Source organism: Streptomyces sp. NPDC052052 (genome assembly GCF_040680455.1).
Lineage (GTDB): Bacteria > Actinomycetota > Actinomycetes > Streptomycetales > Streptomycetaceae > Streptomyces.
On sequence record NZ_JBFAWU010000041.1, the window covers coordinates 17,056 to 35,736 of the forward strand.

Annotated in this window: 18 protein-coding genes and 1 pseudogene; 8 read left to right on the forward strand and 11 right to left on the reverse strand. The window is 69.0% G+C overall.

All coding sequences use genetic code 11. The features are described 5' to 3' along the window. Positions 1-18 precede the first annotated feature (18 nt). The 3 genes from AB0L71_RS31885 to AB0L71_RS31895 all read right to left on the reverse strand — a co-directional run bounded on the left by AB0L71_RS31885 (position 19) and on the right by AB0L71_RS31895 (position 5,546). Positions 19-3,042 (reverse strand): carbohydrate binding domain-containing protein, encoded by a 3,024-nt coding sequence (locus AB0L71_RS31885; protein WP_365249951.1) that lies wholly within the window; start codon positions 3,040-3,042, stop codon positions 19-21. A 345-nt stretch (positions 3,043-3,387) separates the two neighbouring features. Next, complete coding sequence (locus AB0L71_RS31890) at positions 3,388-4,794, reverse strand: FAD-dependent oxidoreductase (protein WP_365249954.1); 1,407 nt, start codon at positions 4,792-4,794, stop codon at positions 3,388-3,390. A 74-nt stretch (positions 4,795-4,868) separates the two neighbouring features. Next, entirely contained in the window at positions 4,869-5,546 is a 678-nt protein-coding gene (locus AB0L71_RS31895) for a DUF305 domain-containing protein (RefSeq protein WP_365249957.1), read from the reverse strand. A 173-nt stretch (positions 5,547-5,719) separates the two neighbouring features. Between AB0L71_RS31895 and AB0L71_RS31900 the strand changes: the two genes are divergently transcribed. Next, positions 5,720-7,210, forward strand: coding sequence for a hypothetical protein (locus tag AB0L71_RS31900; protein ID WP_365249960.1), 1,491 nt, complete (start codon positions 5,720-5,722; stop codon positions 7,208-7,210). An 86-nt stretch (positions 7,211-7,296) separates the two neighbouring features. On the opposite strand, the gene AB0L71_RS31905 is transcribed toward AB0L71_RS31900, so the two are convergent. The 6 genes from AB0L71_RS31905 to AB0L71_RS31930 form a co-directional block, all read right to left on the reverse strand. Continuing rightward, positions 7,297-7,476 (reverse strand): hypothetical protein, encoded by a 180-nt coding sequence (locus tag AB0L71_RS31905; RefSeq protein ID WP_365249963.1) that lies wholly within the window; start codon positions 7,474-7,476, stop codon positions 7,297-7,299. A 69-nt stretch (positions 7,477-7,545) separates the two neighbouring features. After that, a complete protein-coding gene (locus AB0L71_RS31910) occupies positions 7,546-8,247 on the reverse strand; it encodes an HAD-IA family hydrolase (protein WP_365249966.1) in 702 nt (233 codons plus the stop codon). Positions 8,248-8,266: 19 nt separating this feature from the next. Continuing rightward, a complete protein-coding gene (locus AB0L71_RS31915; RefSeq protein ID WP_365249969.1) occupies positions 8,267-8,980 on the reverse strand; it encodes a phosphatase PAP2 family protein in 714 nt (237 codons plus the stop codon). Between the two features lie 33 nt (positions 8,981-9,013). Further along, a complete protein-coding gene (locus AB0L71_RS31920; protein WP_365249972.1) occupies positions 9,014-9,949 on the reverse strand; it encodes a M56 family metallopeptidase in 936 nt (311 codons plus the stop codon). Between the two features lie 86 nt (positions 9,950-10,035). Beyond that, a complete protein-coding gene (locus AB0L71_RS31925; RefSeq protein ID WP_365249975.1) occupies positions 10,036-10,617 on the reverse strand; it encodes a DUF5134 domain-containing protein in 582 nt (193 codons plus the stop codon). 171 nt (positions 10,618-10,788) lie between these two features. Further along, complete coding sequence (locus tag AB0L71_RS31930; RefSeq protein WP_365249978.1) at positions 10,789-11,175, reverse strand: VOC family protein; 387 nt, start codon at positions 11,173-11,175, stop codon at positions 10,789-10,791. A gap of 77 nt (positions 11,176-11,252) precedes the next feature. Between AB0L71_RS31930 and AB0L71_RS31935 the strand changes: the two genes are divergently transcribed. Beyond that, on the forward strand, positions 11,253-11,804 hold the full coding sequence (locus AB0L71_RS31935; RefSeq protein ID WP_365249981.1) for a GNAT family N-acetyltransferase: 552 nt from the start codon (positions 11,253-11,255) through the stop codon (positions 11,802-11,804). 33 nt (positions 11,805-11,837) lie between these two features. On the opposite strand, the gene AB0L71_RS31940 is transcribed toward AB0L71_RS31935, so the two are convergent. Next, positions 11,838-12,521, reverse strand: coding sequence for a glycerophosphodiester phosphodiesterase family protein (locus AB0L71_RS31940; protein ID WP_365249984.1), 684 nt, complete (start codon positions 12,519-12,521; stop codon positions 11,838-11,840). Positions 12,522-13,012: 491 nt separating this feature from the next. Between AB0L71_RS31940 and AB0L71_RS31945 the strand changes: the two genes are divergently transcribed. The 3 genes from AB0L71_RS31945 to AB0L71_RS31955 are packed head-to-tail and all read left to right on the forward strand — an operon-like array spanning position 13,013 to position 16,262. After that, positions 13,013-14,410, forward strand: a complete 1,398-nt coding sequence (locus AB0L71_RS31945; protein ID WP_365249987.1) for a DUF6421 family protein — start codon at positions 13,013-13,015, stop codon at positions 14,408-14,410. 26 nt (positions 14,411-14,436) lie between these two features. Beyond that, complete coding sequence (locus tag AB0L71_RS31950) at positions 14,437-15,204, forward strand: SDR family NAD(P)-dependent oxidoreductase (protein WP_365249990.1); 768 nt, start codon at positions 14,437-14,439, stop codon at positions 15,202-15,204. Beyond that, positions 15,201-16,262, forward strand: coding sequence for a low specificity L-threonine aldolase (locus AB0L71_RS31955; RefSeq protein ID WP_365250008.1), 1,062 nt, complete (start codon positions 15,201-15,203; stop codon positions 16,260-16,262). The genes AB0L71_RS31950 and AB0L71_RS31955 overlap by 4 nt, the downstream gene beginning before the upstream one ends. Positions 16,263-16,427: 165 nt before the next feature. On the opposite strand, the gene AB0L71_RS31960 is transcribed toward AB0L71_RS31955, so the two are convergent. Next, on the reverse strand, positions 16,428-17,150 hold the full coding sequence (locus AB0L71_RS31960; RefSeq protein ID WP_365249993.1) for a lysophospholipid acyltransferase family protein: 723 nt from the start codon (positions 17,148-17,150) through the stop codon (positions 16,428-16,430). Between the two features lie 220 nt (positions 17,151-17,370). Between AB0L71_RS31960 and AB0L71_RS31965 the strand changes: the two genes are divergently transcribed. The 3 genes and pseudogenes from AB0L71_RS31965 to AB0L71_RS31975 all read left to right on the forward strand — a co-directional run. Next, positions 17,371-17,697 (forward strand): thioredoxin family protein, encoded by a 327-nt coding sequence (locus tag AB0L71_RS31965; protein ID WP_365249996.1) that lies wholly within the window; start codon positions 17,371-17,373, stop codon positions 17,695-17,697. A 195-nt stretch (positions 17,698-17,892) separates the two neighbouring features. Then, a complete protein-coding gene (locus AB0L71_RS31970) occupies positions 17,893-18,399 on the forward strand; it encodes a flavin reductase family protein (RefSeq protein WP_365249999.1) in 507 nt (168 codons plus the stop codon). Between the two features lie 201 nt (positions 18,400-18,600). Next, positions 18,601-18,681, forward strand: a pseudogene (locus AB0L71_RS31975) (electron transfer flavoprotein subunit beta); the annotation flags it as partial.

Sequence of the window (18,681 nt, forward strand, 5' to 3'; positions counted from 1 at the left end):
ACCGGGCTGCCTGCCCCGCTACTTGAGGTACGGCCCTGCCTCACCGATCTTGCCCGGCGCGGCGTTGCTGCCGCCCAGGTCGAGGACGTAGACCCGCAGGTTTCCCTTGCCCGGTGCCGCGACCGTGAGCTTGCCGTCGGACACTACCTTCGTGTCCCCGGTGACGGCGTCCCGGTAGGTGCCGTTGGGGATCCCGTTGTACGTGGCACCGTCGGTGACGGTCACCAGCGCGAAGCTGTCCACACCGCTTGCGGCATCCGTGTAGCGGCGCTTGTACGCCATCGAGCCGCTGATGCCCTCGGTGGAGTACTGGCCCATCTGGAGAGCGGGTACGGCCCGCCGGATCTGGTTGAGCCGCTGCAGGTGCTTGACCAGCGGCTTGCTGAGCGTGTTGGCGACCTCGCCGGTGGCCGAGGCGACCTTTCCGAAGTCCGATGCCTCGACCGTTCCGGCGAGATGATCGCCGTAGTAGGCACGCCCGGTGGTCGCCAGCGGGCAACTGGGCCCGCAGTCGATCTTCTTGCCCGCCTGGAACTCGATCTCGGACCCGTAGTAGAGGGTCGGGATCCCGCGGAACGTCCACATCAGCGACATGTTCTCGGCCCAGGCATCGGTCCCGCCGGCGTACCGCTCATTGCTCTTGTTGGGGCCGTAGTCATGACTGTCGACGTACACGACGTTGTAGGTCGCGTCGTTGTAACTGTCGTCGGAGTCCTTGCCGTTGTTGTACGCGTTGTTCGCGTCACCGAAGTTCATGTGCATCCGCATGTCGATGACGTTCATCCCGGAGAACTGGCTGTGGTCCGGGGTGTGGTACGTGTTGCCGTTCAGGAAGGCGTTGGTGGAGGTCGGCTGGGCCCCGGTGCCCTGCTGCTGTTCGTAGTCGTACATCTCCAGGGCGGCCTTCGCGTCGTCGGCGTCGTACTCCTTGCGCTCCTTCCAGGTGTAGAACTGCGCCGAGTGGTTGACCGAGCCGCGGTTCCACTTGTCGTTGACGAAGGCGGCGACCTCGCCGAAGACGAAGAAGTTCTTCGCGGCCTCGGTGCCGAACTGCGTGGTGACGCGTTCCTGGATCGCGGGCAGGAAGCGGCGGTTCCAGGTGGTGCGGGGAATGTGCACGGCGGTGTCGACGCGGAATCCGTCGACCCCCATGTCGATGTACTTGTTGTAGGCGCCGATCAGGTAGTTCTGGACGGGTGTGCTCTCGGTGTTGAAGTCGGCGAGATCCTCGTGCAGCCAGCAGCTGCGGGAGTCCTCGCCTTCCCAGTTCCCGATCCAGCAGTTGTGGTAGTAGGCCTTCGGGAACATGCCGGACGTCGGGTTCGGCCACTGGCAGTTGTAGAGGGAGTAGCCCTCGGAAGAAGTGCCCCCGGTGGGCTTGCCCCAGTTCAGACAGGTGTTTCCGGAGGGTTCGGCGGTGGACCAGAGGTCGCCGTTGTAGTACGACTTCCCGGACTTCGACTCGACGGTCACCCCGTCGTACTCGAAGCCGTCGTTCTTCGCGTCGTAGTACCAGCTCCACTGGTCGTCACGGACCCCGTAGACGGTCGGTGTGAAGAGCCCCTTGGCACCCCAGCGCGAGGAGTGGTTGTAGACGACGTCCTGATAGATCTTCATGCCCTTGGCATGGGCGGCGTCGATCAGGTCCTGGTACGAGGCACCGGCGGACTCCAGGCGTCCGTCGACCTTGTAGAAGTCGTAGCCGTGATAGCCGTGGTAGTCGTAGTCGGACCGGTTCAGCACCACCGGGGTGATCCAGATCGCGGAGAAGCCGAGGCCCTTGATGTAGTCGAGCTTCTCGACCAGGCCCTTGAAGTCGCCGCGGAACATGGGGTCGTCGTTGGCCGCGTTGCCGGACTTCACATGCTGGCTGCCGCCGCGGTTGTTGGAGCTGTCGCCGTCGTTGAACCGGGCGGTGAGCACGAAGTAGATCGGGTCCTTGCGCGGGTCGGTGTCCAGCGGTTGCCCGGTGGCCGGGGTGGACGGCTTCTCGCCGGTGGTGACGGTGGCGGCGGCCGATGCGGCGGAGACGTTGCCGGCCGCGTCGATCGCCTTCACCGTGTAGCTGTAGGCCGTCTTCTCCTCCAGATTCGTATCGGAGTAGACGGTGGAGCCGACATCGGTGACCATCGTTCCTCTGGTCCCGCCGGTCCTGGTCACCTGGTACTTGGTGACGCCCCGGTCGTCGGTGGACGGATCCCATGTCAGCACCACCGAGACGCCGTTCGCGTCGGCACCGACCTTCGTCGGCGCGGACGGCGCCTCGGTGTCCGGGGGCTCGGCGACGCACGGATCCGTTGCGTCGGCCGTGACGGTCCTGTCCTTGACCGTGGAGACACCCGCCGGAATCGTGTAGTCGCTGCCGTTGTTGTTGTCCCAGACCCCGTTGCCGTTGTTGAACGCGGCCTTCAGGGAGGTGGCGCTGCCGAGATCGACGGAGCGCTTCACCCACCCCGTGCACGCCGCCTCCATGCCCACTCCCGGCACGGTGGTCCACGAGCCGCCCGCCGGCTGGTAGTGGATGTTGGTCGTGGTCCAACCGACCGTGGCCGTCGAGTAGTAGACGGAGGCGGTGTTCGTGCCGGTCGGGGAGGGGGAGGGGGAGGGGTCCGGGTCGGTGCCGGCGCACGGGTCGCTGTGCGCCACGACCCCGTCCTTGACCGTGATGGTGCCGGTGCCCAGCGCGTAGTTGTTCCCGCCGTTGTTGTCCCAGACCCCCGAACCGTTGTTGAACGTCGCCGCGAGACCGGATGCGCTGCCCAGGCTGACGGTCTTCTTGACCCAGTCGGTGCAGGCCGCTTCCATCTGCACACCGGGTACGGTCGTCCAGGAGCCGCCGTCCGGTGCGTAGTGCAGGTTGTATGTCGACCAGGCCTTGGTCTTCGTGTAGTAGAAGACCGTCGCCGTGTTCTCCGTCGCCGCGACGGGAACGGCGGACGGCGGGCCGTCCTGCGGCATCGCGGTGAGGAGTCCGAGCAGCCCGGCGGCTGCCACGGCTGTCGCCAGGGGGCGTCTCAGCAGCCGGTGCGAGGTGCGTCTCATGCATGTCTCCAGGGGAGGGCCGTGGCCGAGCGGCCTCGGCAGCCAGGCGCAGGTGCTCGTCGACCACCTGCGGGGTCCCGCCGGAGAACCCTGACGCGCCTCGGGGTTCGGGCGAGTGGTGCATTCCAGTCAGCAAGAGCTGTCAGGAGTTTGCTGAAAGTTCTTGCGGGAGGAAGTTACCTGGACATGACAGGCGCGTAAAGGGCTGTGGCGTGGGCAGTTGCGCGGACGCGGCGGGACTCGCGGATTCCTCCGCGCTGTCGGGGCGGCCATGAGCTGTAGGTGGCGATGCAAGCCCAAACCCGGCGGGCGCGCCGCCCCCGGGAGAAATCGTCGGCGTCCCGCTCAGCCCAGGTGAGCCCGTTCCGCGGCGCTCAGCAGCCCCGTCCAGTCCGGGATCTTCACCTGCCCCCGGCCCAGTGACCGCCCCAGCGCCGTTTCCGCCCGCTCGATCGACAACCAGCCGTCCCACTCCACCGGGCGCAGCCCCCACGCCCGCAGCGCGGCCACCGGATCGGGCGCCGACGGGCGCCCGGCGAGCAGCGGTGCGTCATCGAGCAACGACGTCACCGTCTCCTTCGCGCACGACCGGTTCGATCCGATCACCCCGGTGGGCCCCCGCTTGATCCACCCCGCGACGTACTCCCCGGGCGAGGGCACCCCGTCCCGCAGCACCCGCCCCGCCCGATGCGGTACGGTCCCGCGCACCGGGTCGAACGGCAGGCCGGGGAGCGGCAGTCCGCGGTAGCCGACGGCCCGCAGGACGAGCTGGGCGTCGATGTCCTCGTATCTGCCGGAGTCACGCACACCTCCGCTGCCGTCCGGCACGGTACGGGCGAACCGCACCCCGGCCACCCGGCCGCCCCGTTCCAGCAACTCCACGGGGCGCAGAAAGAACCGCAGGTGAACGGTGCGCACCGGATCCTCCCCGGCGCCCACCCCTGCGGCGCCTGCCGCGGCCCATCCGCGCAGCACCTCGACATTGCGCCGCGCCGCCGCCGTCAGGGGCGGGACGTTCGGCGGCGAGGACAGGGCTGGTGCCGGCCGGGGGGACGGGTCGGCGTAGGCGGGATCGAGGGCCAGCTCGGCCTCGTCCACCGCCACGCGCGCGCCTGGCAGCGTGCCCAGTTCGCGCAGTTCCTTGGTGGTGAACCTGGCCTGTGAGGGGCCGCGCCTGCCTGCGATGTGGACCTCGCGCACCCGGCTCCTGGCCAGTGCGTCGAGTGCCCCGTGCGGCACGTCGGTGGGGCGCAACTCGTCCGCGCTCCGTGAGAGGACCCGTGCCACGTCCACCGCCACATTGCCGACCCCGATCACCACGACCGAACGGGCCTGCAGCGCAAAGCCGTTGGCGGAGGCGTCCGGGTGTGCGCTGTACCAGGAGACGAACTCCGTCGCCGAGCTGCTGCCGGGCAGGGCCTCGCCGGGTACGGCGAGGCCGCGATCGGTGGCGGCCCCGACGCAGTACACGACCGCCTGGTAGAGCTCGCCGATCCGTGCGGGAGGGATTCCGCCGTCGCCCACCTCGATGTTGCCGAGAAAGGTGATCCGCTCGTGCTCCAGTACGGTACGCAGACTGTTCTGCAGTGACTTGATCTTCTCGTGGTCGGGGGCGACGCCGTAGCGCACCAGACCGTACGGGCAGGGGAGCCGGTCCAGCACATGAACCCGGACATCCGGGTCCTGCTCGACCAGGGCCTGGGCGGTGTAGACCCCGCTGGGGCCGGAGCCGACGACGGCGACACGGAGCACGGTGCACCTCTTCCCGCAGGATCCCTCCAGCATGGCACCGGTCGCCCCGGCATGGGAGAGGCGCGCGGTCGGGGTCAGGACGATATCGCGTGCATTCTGTCGATCTCCGCCGTCTGCTGGACGACGACGTCCGTGGCCATCTCCTCGACCTGCACGTTGTTCCCCGTGGAGAGGACCTCGGTCGCCATCGTGATCGCTCCTCGGTGGTGGGCGGTCATCAGCCTCAGGAAGAGCGCGTCGAAGGCCGCACCCTTTGCCGCCCGCAGCTCTGCCAGCTGCGCGGGGGTCGCCATGCCGGGCATCGACCCGTGATCGTGGCTGCTCCCATGCTTCTCCTTGCCGTGGTGCGTGAGCCACCCCTCCATGGCGCCGATCTCCGGCTTCTGCGCTGCGGCGATGCGCCCGGCGAGCCGCTTGACTGCTGTGGAGCCGGATCGGGAGGGTGCGAGGGCAGTCAACTCCAGTGCCTGGGAATGGTGTTGGATCATCATCTGCACATAGCGGAGGTCGGCCGAGTTGGGGGTGTCGTTCCCCGCGTCCTTCACGGCCTTCGCCGCTTCGTCGGCCGACAGGGTCCGGGCGGGCTCGCCCGGCCGGCCGGGCGCCACCACCGAAGGCCCCCCGTCCTCCCGCTCCTTCGTACGGTGGTCACCGCCTTCCCCGTCGCAAGCGCCCAGGGTGAGAACGGTGGCCACGGCTGCGGCTACCAGAGCGGATCTGCGTACACAACTGGTCCGTCGGCGGATCAACAAGTGGGCCTCCCGTGCTCAGGGGGTGCGGTGAGCCGTCCTGACACGCTTCCGCGCGGCAGTGATCGGAAACCTCCCTTACGACTCCGTTGCCATCTGTTGGGAAATCCGTGGGAGGACCATACTGCCGGAGACCGTGAACCGTTCAACCACGTACGGATGCATGGGAGGACGAAGTGAGTTCCTTGCACACGAGTCGGGCGCGGCGCAGATGCCTTGGCGCGGCCACCGCGGCGGCCGGGCTGCTGGCCATGCTGCTGACGGCAGGTCCCGCGGCCGCGACGCCCGACCCCGGTGACGCGGCCACCGCGCGTGCCGAAGTCTCCGCCGCCCAGGAGGCCGAAGCCGCGGCCGCGATCAGGAGCGGCGAGATACCCGGCGTGGACGAGATCGTCCACAGCAGCAATATCACCCATCTGGCCAACGTCCCGAAGGATGCGCTCAAGGGGCTGAACACGGACCTGGCCTTCCAGGGCACGTACGCCTTCGCGGGAAACTACGACGGCTTCAGGATCTATGACATCAGCGATCCGAAGTCCCCGAAGACGATCACCCAGGTCCTCTGCCCCGGCTCGCAGAACGACGTCTCGGTCTCGGGCAACCTGCTCTTCCTGTCCACCGACTCCTCGCGCAGCGACAACTCCTGCTCCAGCACCACCCAGCCCGCCTCCGAGAAGTCCTCCTGGGAGGGCATGAAGATCTTCGACATCAGCGACAAGCACAACCCGAAGTACGTCGCCGCCGTCGAGACCGCATGCGGTTCGCACACCCACACACTCGTCCCCGAGCGCAGCAGCGTCTATGTGTACGTCTCCTCGTACGGGCCGAACGAGGCGTTCCCCGACTGCCAACCGCCGCACGACGGGATCTCCGTCATCAAGGTGGACCGCAAGGCGCCCGAGAAGGCCGCGGTCGTGAACTTCCCCGTGCTCTTCCCGGACGGCGGTAACCCGGGGGCGCCCACCAACCCGGGCGTCTCGAAGACCACCGGCTGCCACGACATCACCGTGCTGCCCTCGAAGGACCTGGCCGCCGGTGCCTGCATGGGCGACGGTCTGCTGTTCTCCATCAAGGACCCGGAGAACCCGAAGATCATCGACCGGGTGCAGGACAACGTGAACTTCGCCTTCTGGCACTCGGCGACGTTCAACCAGACGGCCGACAAGGTCGTCTTCACCGATGAACTCGGCGGCGGTGGTGCCGCCACCTGCAACGAGGAGACCGGGCCGAAGCGCGGCGCCGACGGCATCTACGACATCGTCGGCAGGGGCGACCACCGCAAGCTGGTTCTCCGCAGCTACTTCAAGATCGACCGCCCGCAGGCCGACACCGAGGTCTGTGTCGCCCACAACGGGTCGATCATTCCGGTCAAGGGCCGCGATGTGATGGTGCAGGCCTGGTACCAGGGCGGAGTCTCGGTGTGGGAGTTCACCGATTCCAGCAAGCCCAAGGAGATCGGATACTTCGAGCGGGGCCCCATCACCACGGACGCCGTCACCACCGCGGGTCCCTGGTCGGCCTACTACTACAACGGCTACATCTACTCCAACGACATCGCCAAGGGCTTCGACGTCCTCAGGCTCGACGACCGGCGGACCGACCCCGCGAAGCGGGTGCGTCTGGACGGGCTCAACGTCCAGACGCAGCCGGACTACTTCGACCGCTGATCCGGCCGGACCGTCCGCACGGCCTTCCGGGTGCGGCGTCTCGTCGGGCGGGGACCCCCGCCCGACGGGACGCCGCCCGCCGCGCGTCAGGCAGCGGACCTGGAGCCCGGGTCGGTCGCTGCCGCCCACTCCACCAGCAACCGCTGGTACTGCTCCTCATCCTCCGGGGACAGGCGGCCCCCGGAGCGCTGCCACAGTTCACGAATCTCTTCGTTGACCACGGCGGCACTGCGCACGGAATCGGAGGGGCACGGAGAACGGGACATGGATACAGGCTAAGGCTGCAATGTGACAATCAGGCCCATTGGGGGGCAGGGGCATCTCTCACATGTCTCTCAGAAATCGCCCGGCACCAGTCCCAGCATCCGCAGCCCGTCAGGCCGCTCGTCCACCGGAAGCGGCTGCACGAAACGCACCTCGCACCCCAGCGCCGCCGCGCCGCCGTCGGCACGCCGGTCGTCCCCGACCATCACCACATCCGCCGGATCCAGGGCGAGAAGTGCGCAGGCCGTGCGGAAGAGCCGCGGATCGGGTTTCTGGATGCTGTGCTCGTACGACAGGACGTAGGCGTCGACGAGGTCGTCCAGGCCGTGGGCCCGGAAGATCGGCCGCAGGTCCCAGCCGATGTTGCTGACGACGCCTACGCGGATACCGTTGTCGCGCAGGGCGCCCAGCACCTGCGCCGCATCCGGGTAGGGCTGCCAGGCCGCGGGCGACTTGTGCCGCTCGTACAGCGCGTCGTACAGCCCCGGATCCGGCAGAGCCACCTGTCGAGCCAGTCCGGTGTACACCTCCCGGTGCACAGCGGCGTTCTCGTCGCGGGTGGCCCACGCGGAGGCGAGCCGGGCAGGGACGTGCCGGGGAACCGGACCGCCCGGCAGTGCACCGGCGGCTTCGAGCTCACGCGCATACCGCTCGACGTCGGCCTCGCTCACCGTCACCGCCTGCTCGGCGAGGACCGCACGCAACCACGACCGCACCGGTTCGATACGGAAGAGAGTTCCGGAGAAGTCGAAGAGCACACCCTTGATCTGCATGCACACGATCCTTCCCGGTTCAGGAGCGCCGCGGCAAGGCCGCGGATCCGCCCCGCTCGTACCTGGTGAAACCGGCGATGGCGAAGCCGACCAGAGCCGCCCCCAGCAGCCACCCGCCCAGCACGTCGCTCAACCAGTGCACTCCCAGATAGAGCCGAGTGAGGCCCACCCCGACCACCGAGAGCGATGCCGCCACCAGCGCCGGCCACCACACCCGACGCCCCGCACCGTGCCGACGCAGCAGCCACAGCAGCAGGCCGCAGGTCACCGTCGCCGACATGGCGTGTCCGGATGGGAACGCAGCGTAATGAGCGGAATCCACCGGGTGCAGCCACTGCGGGCGCTCCCGGCCGACCGCGGTCTTGAGTCCCTGTTGCAGGAGCGCCGACAGCACGGTCGTCACCGCCACCCATACCGCCGGCGCCCGCGCCCCGCGCCACCACAGCACGACCACGGCCCCCGCGATCAGGGCGCGCATGGTCCACGGATCCCACACCCAGTCCGTCAGGATCCGGTTCGCCCGGACGAGGCCGGGTTCGGCGAGCGCGCTTCGGTGCAGCGCGACCGCGACCGTGCGGTCCAGAGTCATGAGCGGGGACCAGTGCACGGCGACCAGGATCAGCAGGACCAGGGCTGCGGATGCGCAGACCACGGCGGCGCCGAAGGGCGAGACACGGGCGTGCGGGACACGGGAGCGGGCGTCGACCGGTGAGACGTGCGGCGAGGGCGGCATGGGGTGATCTTCGCGGACGATCCGCGCGCCGGGCTATTGCAGTGCGCTGAGTCCCGGAAGGAAGGCCACCAGAACCGGAACCACCGGTACCAGCGTGGCCGCCGCGGTGAGCCGGAGCCGACGGCCCGTGGTGAGCCGCTCCACCGGGGCCAGCAGCCGGTTCACCCGCAGTGGCAGCTGGGCGTCCGGGGCCGGGCCGGGGCCGAACACGCCACGGTCCTCGTTCAGTCCCACCAGGGCCAGCGCGATCGTCAGCCGGCCGAAGCGCCTCGACGCCACGTCGTCCGCGGCGAGTTCGACCAGCCGGTGCATCTCGTCACGGAAGGCGGCGAACACTGGCACCTGCGGGAAGCCGGTGGCGAGCGCGCCGGAGCAGTGCAGCAGCCAGTCGTGCCGGGCCTTCGCGTGTCCCTGCTCATGAGCCAGCACCGCATCGAGCTGACGGCCCTTCAGGCGCGCGAGTGCGGCCGTGGTGACGACCAGTTGAGGGGTGGTGCCCGGCAGCCACCAGGCATCCGGGCGCTCGCTCTCCAGCACGACGAGCCGGCCGTTGCCGGGCTCCTCGCCGGGCATCAGCGGGGCGCGCACCAGCAGTTCGGTGCGGCGTCGCCTGCGGCGCACCTGGGCGCGGTGGATCTCGCGGGCCAGCATCGCCCCCGTCCACACCCCGCCGAGCGCCAGCAGGACCGCGATGGCCGCGGACCACTGCCCGTGTCCGCCCAGTGCGTACGCCTCCACCACCGCATGCGGTGCCGGTGCGAACACGTGCCCGCGCACCGCCTGCCAGGCGGCGGCCGCACTGAACGTCATGGAGAGCGCGAAGGAGAGCAGGACCCCGGCCACCACGCACTGCCAGACCCACAGCGCAATGACGGGCTCACGCTCGGGCCATTCGGTCCGCGCCATCAGACGCGGAGTCACGACGGCGGCCAGTGCACCGAGCAGTAGCAGCGCGAGGGAGACCAACATGACGGCAGCCTATGAGCGGCGCAGTGGCCGCGGATATGGATGTGCGCGGCAAGTGACGTACGCCACGGCTTGGTCCGCCGCCCGTCTCACAGGGTGAGCAGCATCGCGAACATGGCGATCCCCATCGTCAGTCGGCAGGCGAGCGTCAGCTCGAGCCGTGCGGCCCAGCCGCTTCCGGCGGTTCGGCCCCCGCCGGCCACCGTGGGGGTCACCGGTATCAACCGGGCACCCGAACGCAGTACGTAGACCGCGTAATAGGCCAGCAGCAGCCCGGTCAGCAGGGGTATGCCCCCGGCTGTCGCCGCGCCCCCGTGGCCCGCGTGTCCGTCGTGCGCCCCGCCGCCGCCCGGTGCCATCGCCAGCGCCATGTAGACCATGGCCGACGACCCGACCAGATGGTGCAGATGGTGCCGGCTGTGCCGGGAGAACCACAGTGCGCGCAATGAGGCGGCGCCGAACAGCACCGCATACACCACCCAGCCCCACACCGGTGGTGTCACGACGGCGGCCGGCACCGCCATCGCGGCCATGCCGAAGCCCATCAACGCCTCCGCACGTGCCGTCCTGCGGCCTTCACCGGTCTCGCTGCGCGTGCGCAGCAGGCAGTACGCTCCCGTCAGCGCGCACAGCGCCATGAGGAGCCACCCGGACACCGCCGGTCCGTGCACAGCGCACCTCCCCCTGGACGTACGACATCCGTCCCCTGGTCGATGCCCGGACCAGGACCGTCGTACGCGGCGCATCGGAGCACTCGGGAGCGCGCGACCGGAGCGTTTTCCTCCACGCAGCGGTCTGCGGTGCCACCCCGGCGAGCCCGGCACGATCCGGACGAAAGGCCTTCAGGGGCGGTAGCGCAGCGGGTGGTCCGACGGGACCTCCACCACGACGATCCTGTGCCCGTCCGGATCGCGGATCCACATCTCGACCAGCCCCCACGGCTCACGCACCGGCGGCCGCAGGATCTCTACGCCACGGGCCGAGACCTCCTCGTGCGCCGCGCGGACGTCCGCGACCTGCAGCCACAGCCGGAGGCCGGGCACCGGGGGAGTGGTGGCGCGCCCGGAGACCTCCAGGAAGCCGCCACCGAGGAAATACACCGTCCCCCGCTCGGGGCCGGTACCGAACTCGCGGTAGACGGGCAGCCCCAGGGACTCCCCGTAGAAGATCCGTGACCGTTCGGGATCCACCGGGCGCATCAGGATCCGGCTGCTCAGCACATGAACCATGCGCCGACCATAGGTCCTGAGCAAGGGGGTTACCCTGCTTCGGCACGGCCACAGCAGAGAAACGGAGAGCCACCGCCATGGACACAGCCCCTGCTCAGGACTCGGGACAGCTGACGTTCCGCGACGCGGCCGACAACGACGTGTCCGCACTCGTCGAGCTGATCGAATCGGCCTACCGCGGGGAGCCCAGCCGGTCGGGCTGGACCACCGAGGCGAACATCCTGAAGGGGCAGCGGACCGACCCGGACGGGGTCCGCCAGGTCATCGGCGCCCCCGGCAGCCGACTGCTCGTGGCCGAGCGGGACGGTGCGCTCGTCGCCTGCTGCCAGCTCGAAGACCGGGGTCGAGCGGCCTACTTCGGGATGTTCGCGGTCCGCCCCGAGCTGCAGGGCGGCGGCCTCGGCAAGGTGATCATCGCCGAGGCCGAGCGTGCCGCACGGGAGAACTGGGGTGCGACCGAGATGCACATGACGGTGATCTCCGTGCGCGAGGAACTCCTCGCCTGGTACGAGCGCCGCGGCTACCGCCGTACGGGAGCGCTCAGCCCGTTCCCGTACGGCGACGAGCGCTTCGGCATCCCGCAGCGCGACGACCTCGCGTTCGAACTGCTGGTCAAGGACCTGGCCTGACCGGGCGTGCCACCAACCTGACCGGGCCTGGCGTCACGCGGTGAAGCGGCCGGTGCGACGGATCTCCGGATAGTCGGTCGTCGCGCCGTCCAGTCGCAGTGCGCGAACGAGGCGCAGGTGGTCCTGGGTGTTCACCACCCATCCGATGACCTTCAGGTCCTCGGCGTGGGCCTGCTCGACCACCTCCAGGGTGAGGCGGCGGATGTTCAGCGCCAGCGTGGCCGCACCCACCGCCTTCGCCCGGTCCACCACGTCGTTCCGCCAGCGGCTCGCGATGAGCACGGTCCGTACCCCCGGCACCAGGCGGGCGATCTCGTCGACCGCCTCGTCGTGGAACGACGACACCTCGACGCGGTCGACGAGACCGCGTCGCAGCATCACGTCGGCCAGGGCGCGGGCCGCGGCCACATCCTTGATCTCGGCCTGTACCGGGCACCGAACGGCGTCGAGCACCTCTTCGAAGACCGGCACCCGCTCGCCCTGTCCGGCATCGAGCTCACGCAGCTCGGACAGGGTCTTCTCGGCGATCGGACCGCTGCCGTCCGTCGTGCGGTCCACCTCTGCGTCGTGCATGACGGCCAGTGCGCCGTCCTTGCTCAGATGGAGATCCAGTTCGATGACGTCCATCCCGGCCTGTTCCGCATGGACGAACGACCTCAGAGTGTTCTCAGGTTCGACACCCATCACTCCGCGATGACCGATGGTGAGAAAAGACAAGGCAACTCACTTCCGTCGACGGCGCCCCGTGTACGGCTCCTACCCACGAGGCGCTTCGGCATTTCGGCAGTGCGGAAGCCTATCGGCCCGCCTCCGAAAAGGAGCCGAGGGAACGCGGCGGGGTGGTGCCGTGTCCCCCGGTGGTGACGGCTGCGACGGCAACGGCACGGACGTCCACAGGACGGTTCTCCTCGGAAGGCGGGAAGGGCGGATGCCGTGTCCGGCCTACCGGCAGGCGGCCGCGCCCGGCGAGCTGTGTCACTCATCCGTGGGCGGGCCCCGCACAGCCTGGACGTTCCGACGTGCGAGGCCGGGCGCACCGACCCTGGAGCGGTCATTGGTGACGGAAGTGTTCGCAGGTGGTGCTTCTGGCAGGAAAAATCGTGGTGACCAGGAGGGGTGGCAGGATAATTTCCTGACACCTACTTGTCCGGAGGAACTGCGCATGGATACGGTTGCTTGACGCGAGGTTCTCCTGTGGAGGAAGTGCTATGACGGAAATTCTTGTGCGGGACGTGGCCGCGGGTGACAAAGCTGCTGGCCCGAGGGTGGTCGACCACCCTGCCTGGCCTGTGCTCAAGAATGCCGTGGAGGAGATCCGCCCCTGGCAGTCGAAGGACGGCTCCATCGACTTCGACGCCGACGGGGCCCCCTCCAGGGCGACCGCCCAGGAGGCCCTGGACCGCGTGACCGGTGCCGTCGAGGAGCTCTCCGCGCTGCTCCCGCACGATGCCGCCTACCACCAAGCCCTTGCCATGGACCTGCGTCGCTGGGCCGCGGACGGCTTCGGCGTACCGGACTTCCTCGACTCGCTGCTCGCCTTCCAGCCGGCCAGGGGCCGCGCCGACGGGGTGCAGCACCTGGTCGTCTTCCCGATGTACACCCAGAACGGCAACCCCGACCGCAACCTCGAAGCGGTCGTTCTGCGGATGGTCTGGCCCGACTGGCTGGCCGAGCTCGAAGCCACCCGTTACGACAACCCGATGTTCTGCGGCATCACCTTCGAGGACTTCACCTCGGGCTACGACACCAACTCCGCGGTGCTCTTCCCCGAGACGGTCTCCGTGCGCGAGGCCCCCGAGCGGTTCAGCTGGGGCGGGATCTTCTGCGACCGCGAGGCCGCCCGCTTCCGTCGGGTCACCGAGGCGTCGGTCGAGCTGCTCGGAGTCGAGCTGCCGGACGACATCCGCGAGATGGTCGGTGACCAGCAGCGCTGCGAGCAGGCCTTCGTCCTCTGGGACATGATCCACGACCGCACGCACAGCCACGGCGACCTGCCGTTCGACCCCTTCATGATCAAGCAGCGCCAGCCGTTCTGGATGTACGGACTCGAAGAGCTCCGCTGTGACCTCACCGCCTTCAAGGAGGCAGTGAAGCTGGAGGCCGACGGATTCGCACAGGGGCGGGACGTCCAGTACGCCGTGCTGTTCGACCGGATGTTCCGCTTCCCCGTCACCGGCGAGCGCGTCCGCAACTACGACGGCCTCGGCGGCCAGCTGCTCTTCGCGTACCTCCACAAGCACGACGTGGTCCGCTGGACCGACAACACGCTGAGGATCGACTGGGAGCGCGCGCCGCAGGTCACCAACCAGCTCTGCGGCGAGATCGAGAAGCTCTACCGCGACGGCATCGACCGCCCCAAGCTGGTTCACTGGTTCGCCGCGTACGACCTGGTCTCCACCTACCTGGCCCCGCACCCGGGTTCCCGCTGGGCCAAGGGCCCGGATGCGCTGGACGTCTCCCAGCCGCCCCGCAAGCTCGTCGACGAGGTGCTTGCGGACGAGTTTCCCCTGAGCATGTTCTATGAGGCGCTCTCCAAGAAGCTGAAGAGCGTGGTCGCCTCGACCAAGGGGATCACCGCTGCGGCCGCCGAGCGGGCAGCCGCGTGAGCGCCGGGGCTGAGGAGGCGGTGGCGATGAACGGAAACGGCAAGGGCAACGGGAGCGGCGCTCTCGAAGGCGCCGTGGTGGCGGTCGCCGGGGCCGCGGGCCCGGCCGGCCGGGCCACCCTGCTCAGGCTCGCCGAGGCGGGTGCGACCGTCGTCGCGTCCGACGCGGACGCCACCCGCCTGGCCGAGGCGGTCGACGCCGCACGCTATGCCCACGGCGGCGCCACGGTGACCGGTGACACCGTCGACCTGCTGGACGTCGCGGCCACCCGCGACTGGGCGGACAAGACGGAGAAGGAATTCGGCCGTATCGACGGCCTGGTCCATCTCGTCGGCGGCTGGCGCGGCAGCTCCACCTTCGGCCAGACCGACCTCGCCGACTGGAACCTGCTGGAGAAGCTGCTGATCCGCACGGTCCAGCACACCTCGCTGGCCTTCCAGGAGGCTCTGCAACGCAGCGACCGGGGCCGCTATGTGCTGATCAGCGCGGCCGGGGCGAGCAAGCCCACCGCGGGAAACGCGGCCTATGCCGCGTCGAAGGCGGCAGCCGAGGCCTGGACACTCGCCCTCGCCGATGCCTTCCGCAAGGCGGGGGGCGAGGAAGGGCCCAGGACCGCGGCTACGATCCTGATCGTCAAGGCACTGGTGCACGACGCGATGCGCGCCGAGCGCCCCCATGCGAAATTCGCGGGCTTCACCGACGTCAAGGAGCTGGCCGAGGCCATCGCCGGCGTCTGGGACCGGCCCGCCCCGGAAGTGAACGGAAAGCGCCTGTGGCTGACCCCGCAACCGTGAGGACCGACGCGCGACGCCATCACGACCCGCAGCTGCGCGGCTTTGCCAGTGACAACTACGCGGGCACGCACCCGGAGATTCTTGCGGCCATCGCCCTCGCCAACGGCGGTCACCAGATCGCCTACGGCGAGGACGACTACACCGAGCACCTCCAGCGGGTCATGCACCGCCACTTCGGCCCCACCGCGGAAGCCTTTCCGGTCTTCAACGGAACCGGTGCCAACGTCGTCTCCCTCCAGGCGATGACCGATCGCTGGGGTGCGGTGATCTGCGCGGAGTCCGCGCACATCAACGTCGACGAGGGGGGTGCCCCGGAGCGGGTGGGCGGCCTCAAGCTGCTCACCGTGCCCACACCGGACGGCAAGCTCACGCCCGAGCTCATCGACCGGCAGGCGTACGGCTGGGACGACGAGCACCGTGCCATGCCGCAGGTCGTCTCGATCACCCAGAACACCGAGCTGGGCACCGTCTACACGCCCGACGAGATCCGCGCCATCTGTGACCACGCCCACGGCCACGGCATGAAGGTGCACCTGGACGGGGCCCGGATAGCCAATGCCGCGGCGTCGCTGGACGTGCCGATGCGTACGTTCACCAACACCGTCGGCGTCGACGTCCTCTCCTTCGGCGGCACGAAGAACGGGGCGATGTTCGGCGAGGCCGTGGTCGTCCTGAACCCGGACGCCGTCCGTGCCATGAAGCACCTGCGCAAGCTGTCGATGCAGCTCGCCTCGAAGATGCGGTTCGTCTCCGTGCAGCTGGAGGCACTGCTTGCCGGAGACCTCTGGCTGCGCAACGCCCGGCACGCCAACACCATGGCCCAGCGCCTCGCGGAGGGGGTGCGCGCCGTGGACGGTGTGGAGATCCTCCATCCCGTGCAGGCCAACGCCGTCTTCGCCCGGCTGCCGCACGACGTGAGTGAGCGGCTGCAGAAGCGCTTCCGTTTCTATTTCTGGGACGAGGCGGCCGGGGACGTGCGCTGGATGTGCTCCTTCGACACCACGGAGGACGATGTCGACGCGTTCGTCCTCGCGTTGAAGGAAGAGATGGCGAAGTAGTCCGTCGGGCACAGCTCCGGCACAGCTCGTCCTGAACACGGTGATGCGGCCGAACGGAAAATGATGGAAATCCGTTCGACCGCATCATGGTGTGCACCGCCGTCGGGTGCCCGGTGCGGGCGGCGATGAGACGTAACCCGCGGGCGCGGCCGGGACCCGGCCGCGTCAGCTCCGCCCGCGTACGTCGGCGGGTGCCGGAGCCGTACCGCCGAGGTGCGCGGGCACCCACCAGGTGTCGCCGGCGTCCTTCGGGCGCACGGGGTAGGCGCGCTGGGCCGCCTCGAGGAGCTCCTGGACCCGTTCCCGCAGCCGCCGGGTGATCGCGCCCGCGTACTGGTCGGTGGGCGCCTCCACGGGCTCGCCGACCCGGATCGTCACCGGAATGTGCTCGCGCTTGAAGTTGCGCGGCCGCCCCTTGGTCCACAGCCGCTGCGTCCCCCACAGGGCCACCGGGATCAGCGGCACACCGGCCTCCTGGGCCAGCCGGGCAGCGCCGGACTTGAAGCTCTTCAGGGTGAAGGACTCCGAGATCGTGGCCTCGGGGAACACACCGACGACCTCGCCGGACCGCAGCGATTCCAGGGCGTGCGCATACGCGTGCTCGCCCTGCTTGCGGTCCACGGGGATGTGCTTCATGCCGCGCATCAACGGCCCGGAGACCTTGTGCCGGAAGACCGATTCCTTCGCCATGAAGCGGACCAGACGCTTCTGCGGCAGGGCTGCGAGCCCGGTGAAGATGAAGTCCAGGTAGCTGATGTGGTTGCTGACCAGAACCGCGCCACCGGTCTTCGGGATGTGCTCCGAACCCTGAGCGTCGATCTTCAGGTCCAGCGCCTTGAAAAACGTGAGAGCGGCGCCGATGACCGGCCGATAGACGAGTTCTGCCATCTGGGGAAGACCCTTCTTCAGCGCCTGGGGAGGGTTCTCCCGGCGGAAGTTACGCAGCCGTAGGTTTGCGGCATTGCGCCGATCGTCCCCCATGGGTGACGTCGGTGGCCAGTCTCGGAGGGTGCGGGGCGCGAGATTCTTGTCACGTGGAACCGGGGGGAATGCCTCGGCGCCCGGTGGTGCTGACCCCTTGGGAAGGGCTCTGAACGGGAGGGCGAAGGTGGACGGGCAGGAAGGCGCGGCGACTCTGGACGCGGCTCGACTCGGCGCGGAACTGGGGGAGCGGGCCACACTCGTACAGTTCTCCAGCGCCTTCTGTCAGCCCTGTCGGGCCACCCGCCGCACGCTCGTCGAGGTGGCGCGGATGGTGGAGGGCGTCGCCCATGTCGAGATCGATGCCGAGGCGCATCTCGCTCTCGTGCGCGAGCTGGAGATCAGCCGGACGCCGACCGTGCTGATCCTGGACGCCGCCGGACGGATCGTGCGCCGTGCCGTCGGACAGCCGCGCACCGTCGATGTTCTCGCCGCTCTGGGCCGGGCGATATGACGGAGCGTGATACATCTCCCACATCGCGGAACGCTCTTGACTGCACTCACCACGCATCGTCACTGTGACGTCATGCCGTCAGACCTCCTTCTCTTCGGCCGGGTCCACGTGGATCTCGCCCGCAACGCGAGCGCGCGCTGTCCGGGTGCCTGAGTAACCGGCTCCCGTACGCCTCCTCCGCAGAAGGGCATCTCCATGACGGCTTCACCCGAGCTCCGTACGTCCCGCACGGCATCTCCCGAACTTCTTCGTTCGGTCTTCCGGCAGCACGCCGCCGGTGTGGCAGTGATCACCGCCGCAGGTGACCGGCCGGTCGGCTTCACCGCCACCTCGCTCAACTCTGTCGCCGCCGAGCCACCGCTGATCTCCTTCGGTGTGGGGACCTCGTCATCGAGCTGGCCGGTCGTTGCCGAGGCCGAGCATGTCGGCGTCCACATACTCGGGGAGCATCAGCAGGAGCTGGCCGCCACCTTTGCCCGCAGCGGGGCCGACCGGTTCGGCCCGTCCACCCGGTGGCGCAGTGGGCCGGAAGGTGTGCCGGTGCTCGACGGTGTGCTGGCATGGCTGGTCTGCCGCGTGGTGGCCCGTATCCCGGCGGGCGATCACCGGATCGTGGTCGCGCAGGCCGTCGTCGGGGACCCGGCCGGCGGCGGTCGCCCGCTCCTTTACCATCAGGGTCGTTTCACGGCGCTGCGGGACTGAGAGATCCCAAGTGGCACTTGGGCGCCGAGCGTCGCCGAGGTCACAGTCAAAGCGCTTGCCCAAGAGTGCCGCACTCGGTGTACTGGCGAGTAATAATTGGATCGGTGCGCCGGTCGCCCGGACCGGAGACCGCCCCCATCAGGCGCCTATGCTGCGTGCAACAAGGCAGCCCGGAAAAGACGATGCAGTAGGAGAGCCGGCGTGAGCTTGAGGATCGTTGTCTGTGTGAAGTACGTGCCCGACGCCACCGGCGACCGGCATTTCGCCGATGACCTGACGGTC

Bases quoted from the DNA above. Each gene is read 5' to 3' on its own strand.
- AB0L71_RS31905 (WP_365249963.1), bottom strand. From the start codon at position 7,476: ATGTCCCGTTCTCCGTGCCCCTCCGATTCCGTGCGCAGTGCCGCCGTG.
- AB0L71_RS31945 (WP_365249987.1), top strand. From the start codon at position 13,013: ATGACGGAAATTCTTGTGCGGGACGTGGCCGCGGGTGACAAAGCTGCT.
- AB0L71_RS31935 (WP_365249981.1), top strand. From the start codon at position 11,253: ATGGACACAGCCCCTGCTCAGGACTCGGGACAGCTGACGTTCCGCGAC.
- AB0L71_RS31970 (WP_365249999.1), top strand. From the start codon at position 17,893: ATGACGGCTTCACCCGAGCTCCGTACGTCCCGCACGGCATCTCCCGAA.
- AB0L71_RS31920 (WP_365249972.1), bottom strand. From the start codon at position 9,949: ATGTTGGTCTCCCTCGCGCTGCTACTGCTCGGTGCACTGGCCGCCGTC.
- AB0L71_RS31915 (WP_365249969.1), bottom strand. From the start codon at position 8,980: ATGCCGCCCTCGCCGCACGTCTCACCGGTCGACGCCCGCTCCCGTGTC.
- AB0L71_RS31910 (WP_365249966.1), bottom strand. From the start codon at position 8,247: ATGCAGATCAAGGGTGTGCTCTTCGACTTCTCCGGAACTCTCTTCCGT.
- AB0L71_RS31960 (WP_365249993.1), bottom strand. From the start codon at position 17,150: ATGGCAGAACTCGTCTATCGGCCGGTCATCGGCGCCGCTCTCACGTTT.
- AB0L71_RS31950 (WP_365249990.1), top strand. From the start codon at position 14,437: ATGAACGGAAACGGCAAGGGCAACGGGAGCGGCGCTCTCGAAGGCGCC.
- AB0L71_RS31885 (WP_365249951.1), bottom strand. From the start codon at position 3,042: ATGAGACGCACCTCGCACCGGCTGCTGAGACGCCCCCTGGCGACAGCC.
- AB0L71_RS31930 (WP_365249978.1), bottom strand. From the start codon at position 11,175: ATGGTTCATGTGCTGAGCAGCCGGATCCTGATGCGCCCGGTGGATCCC.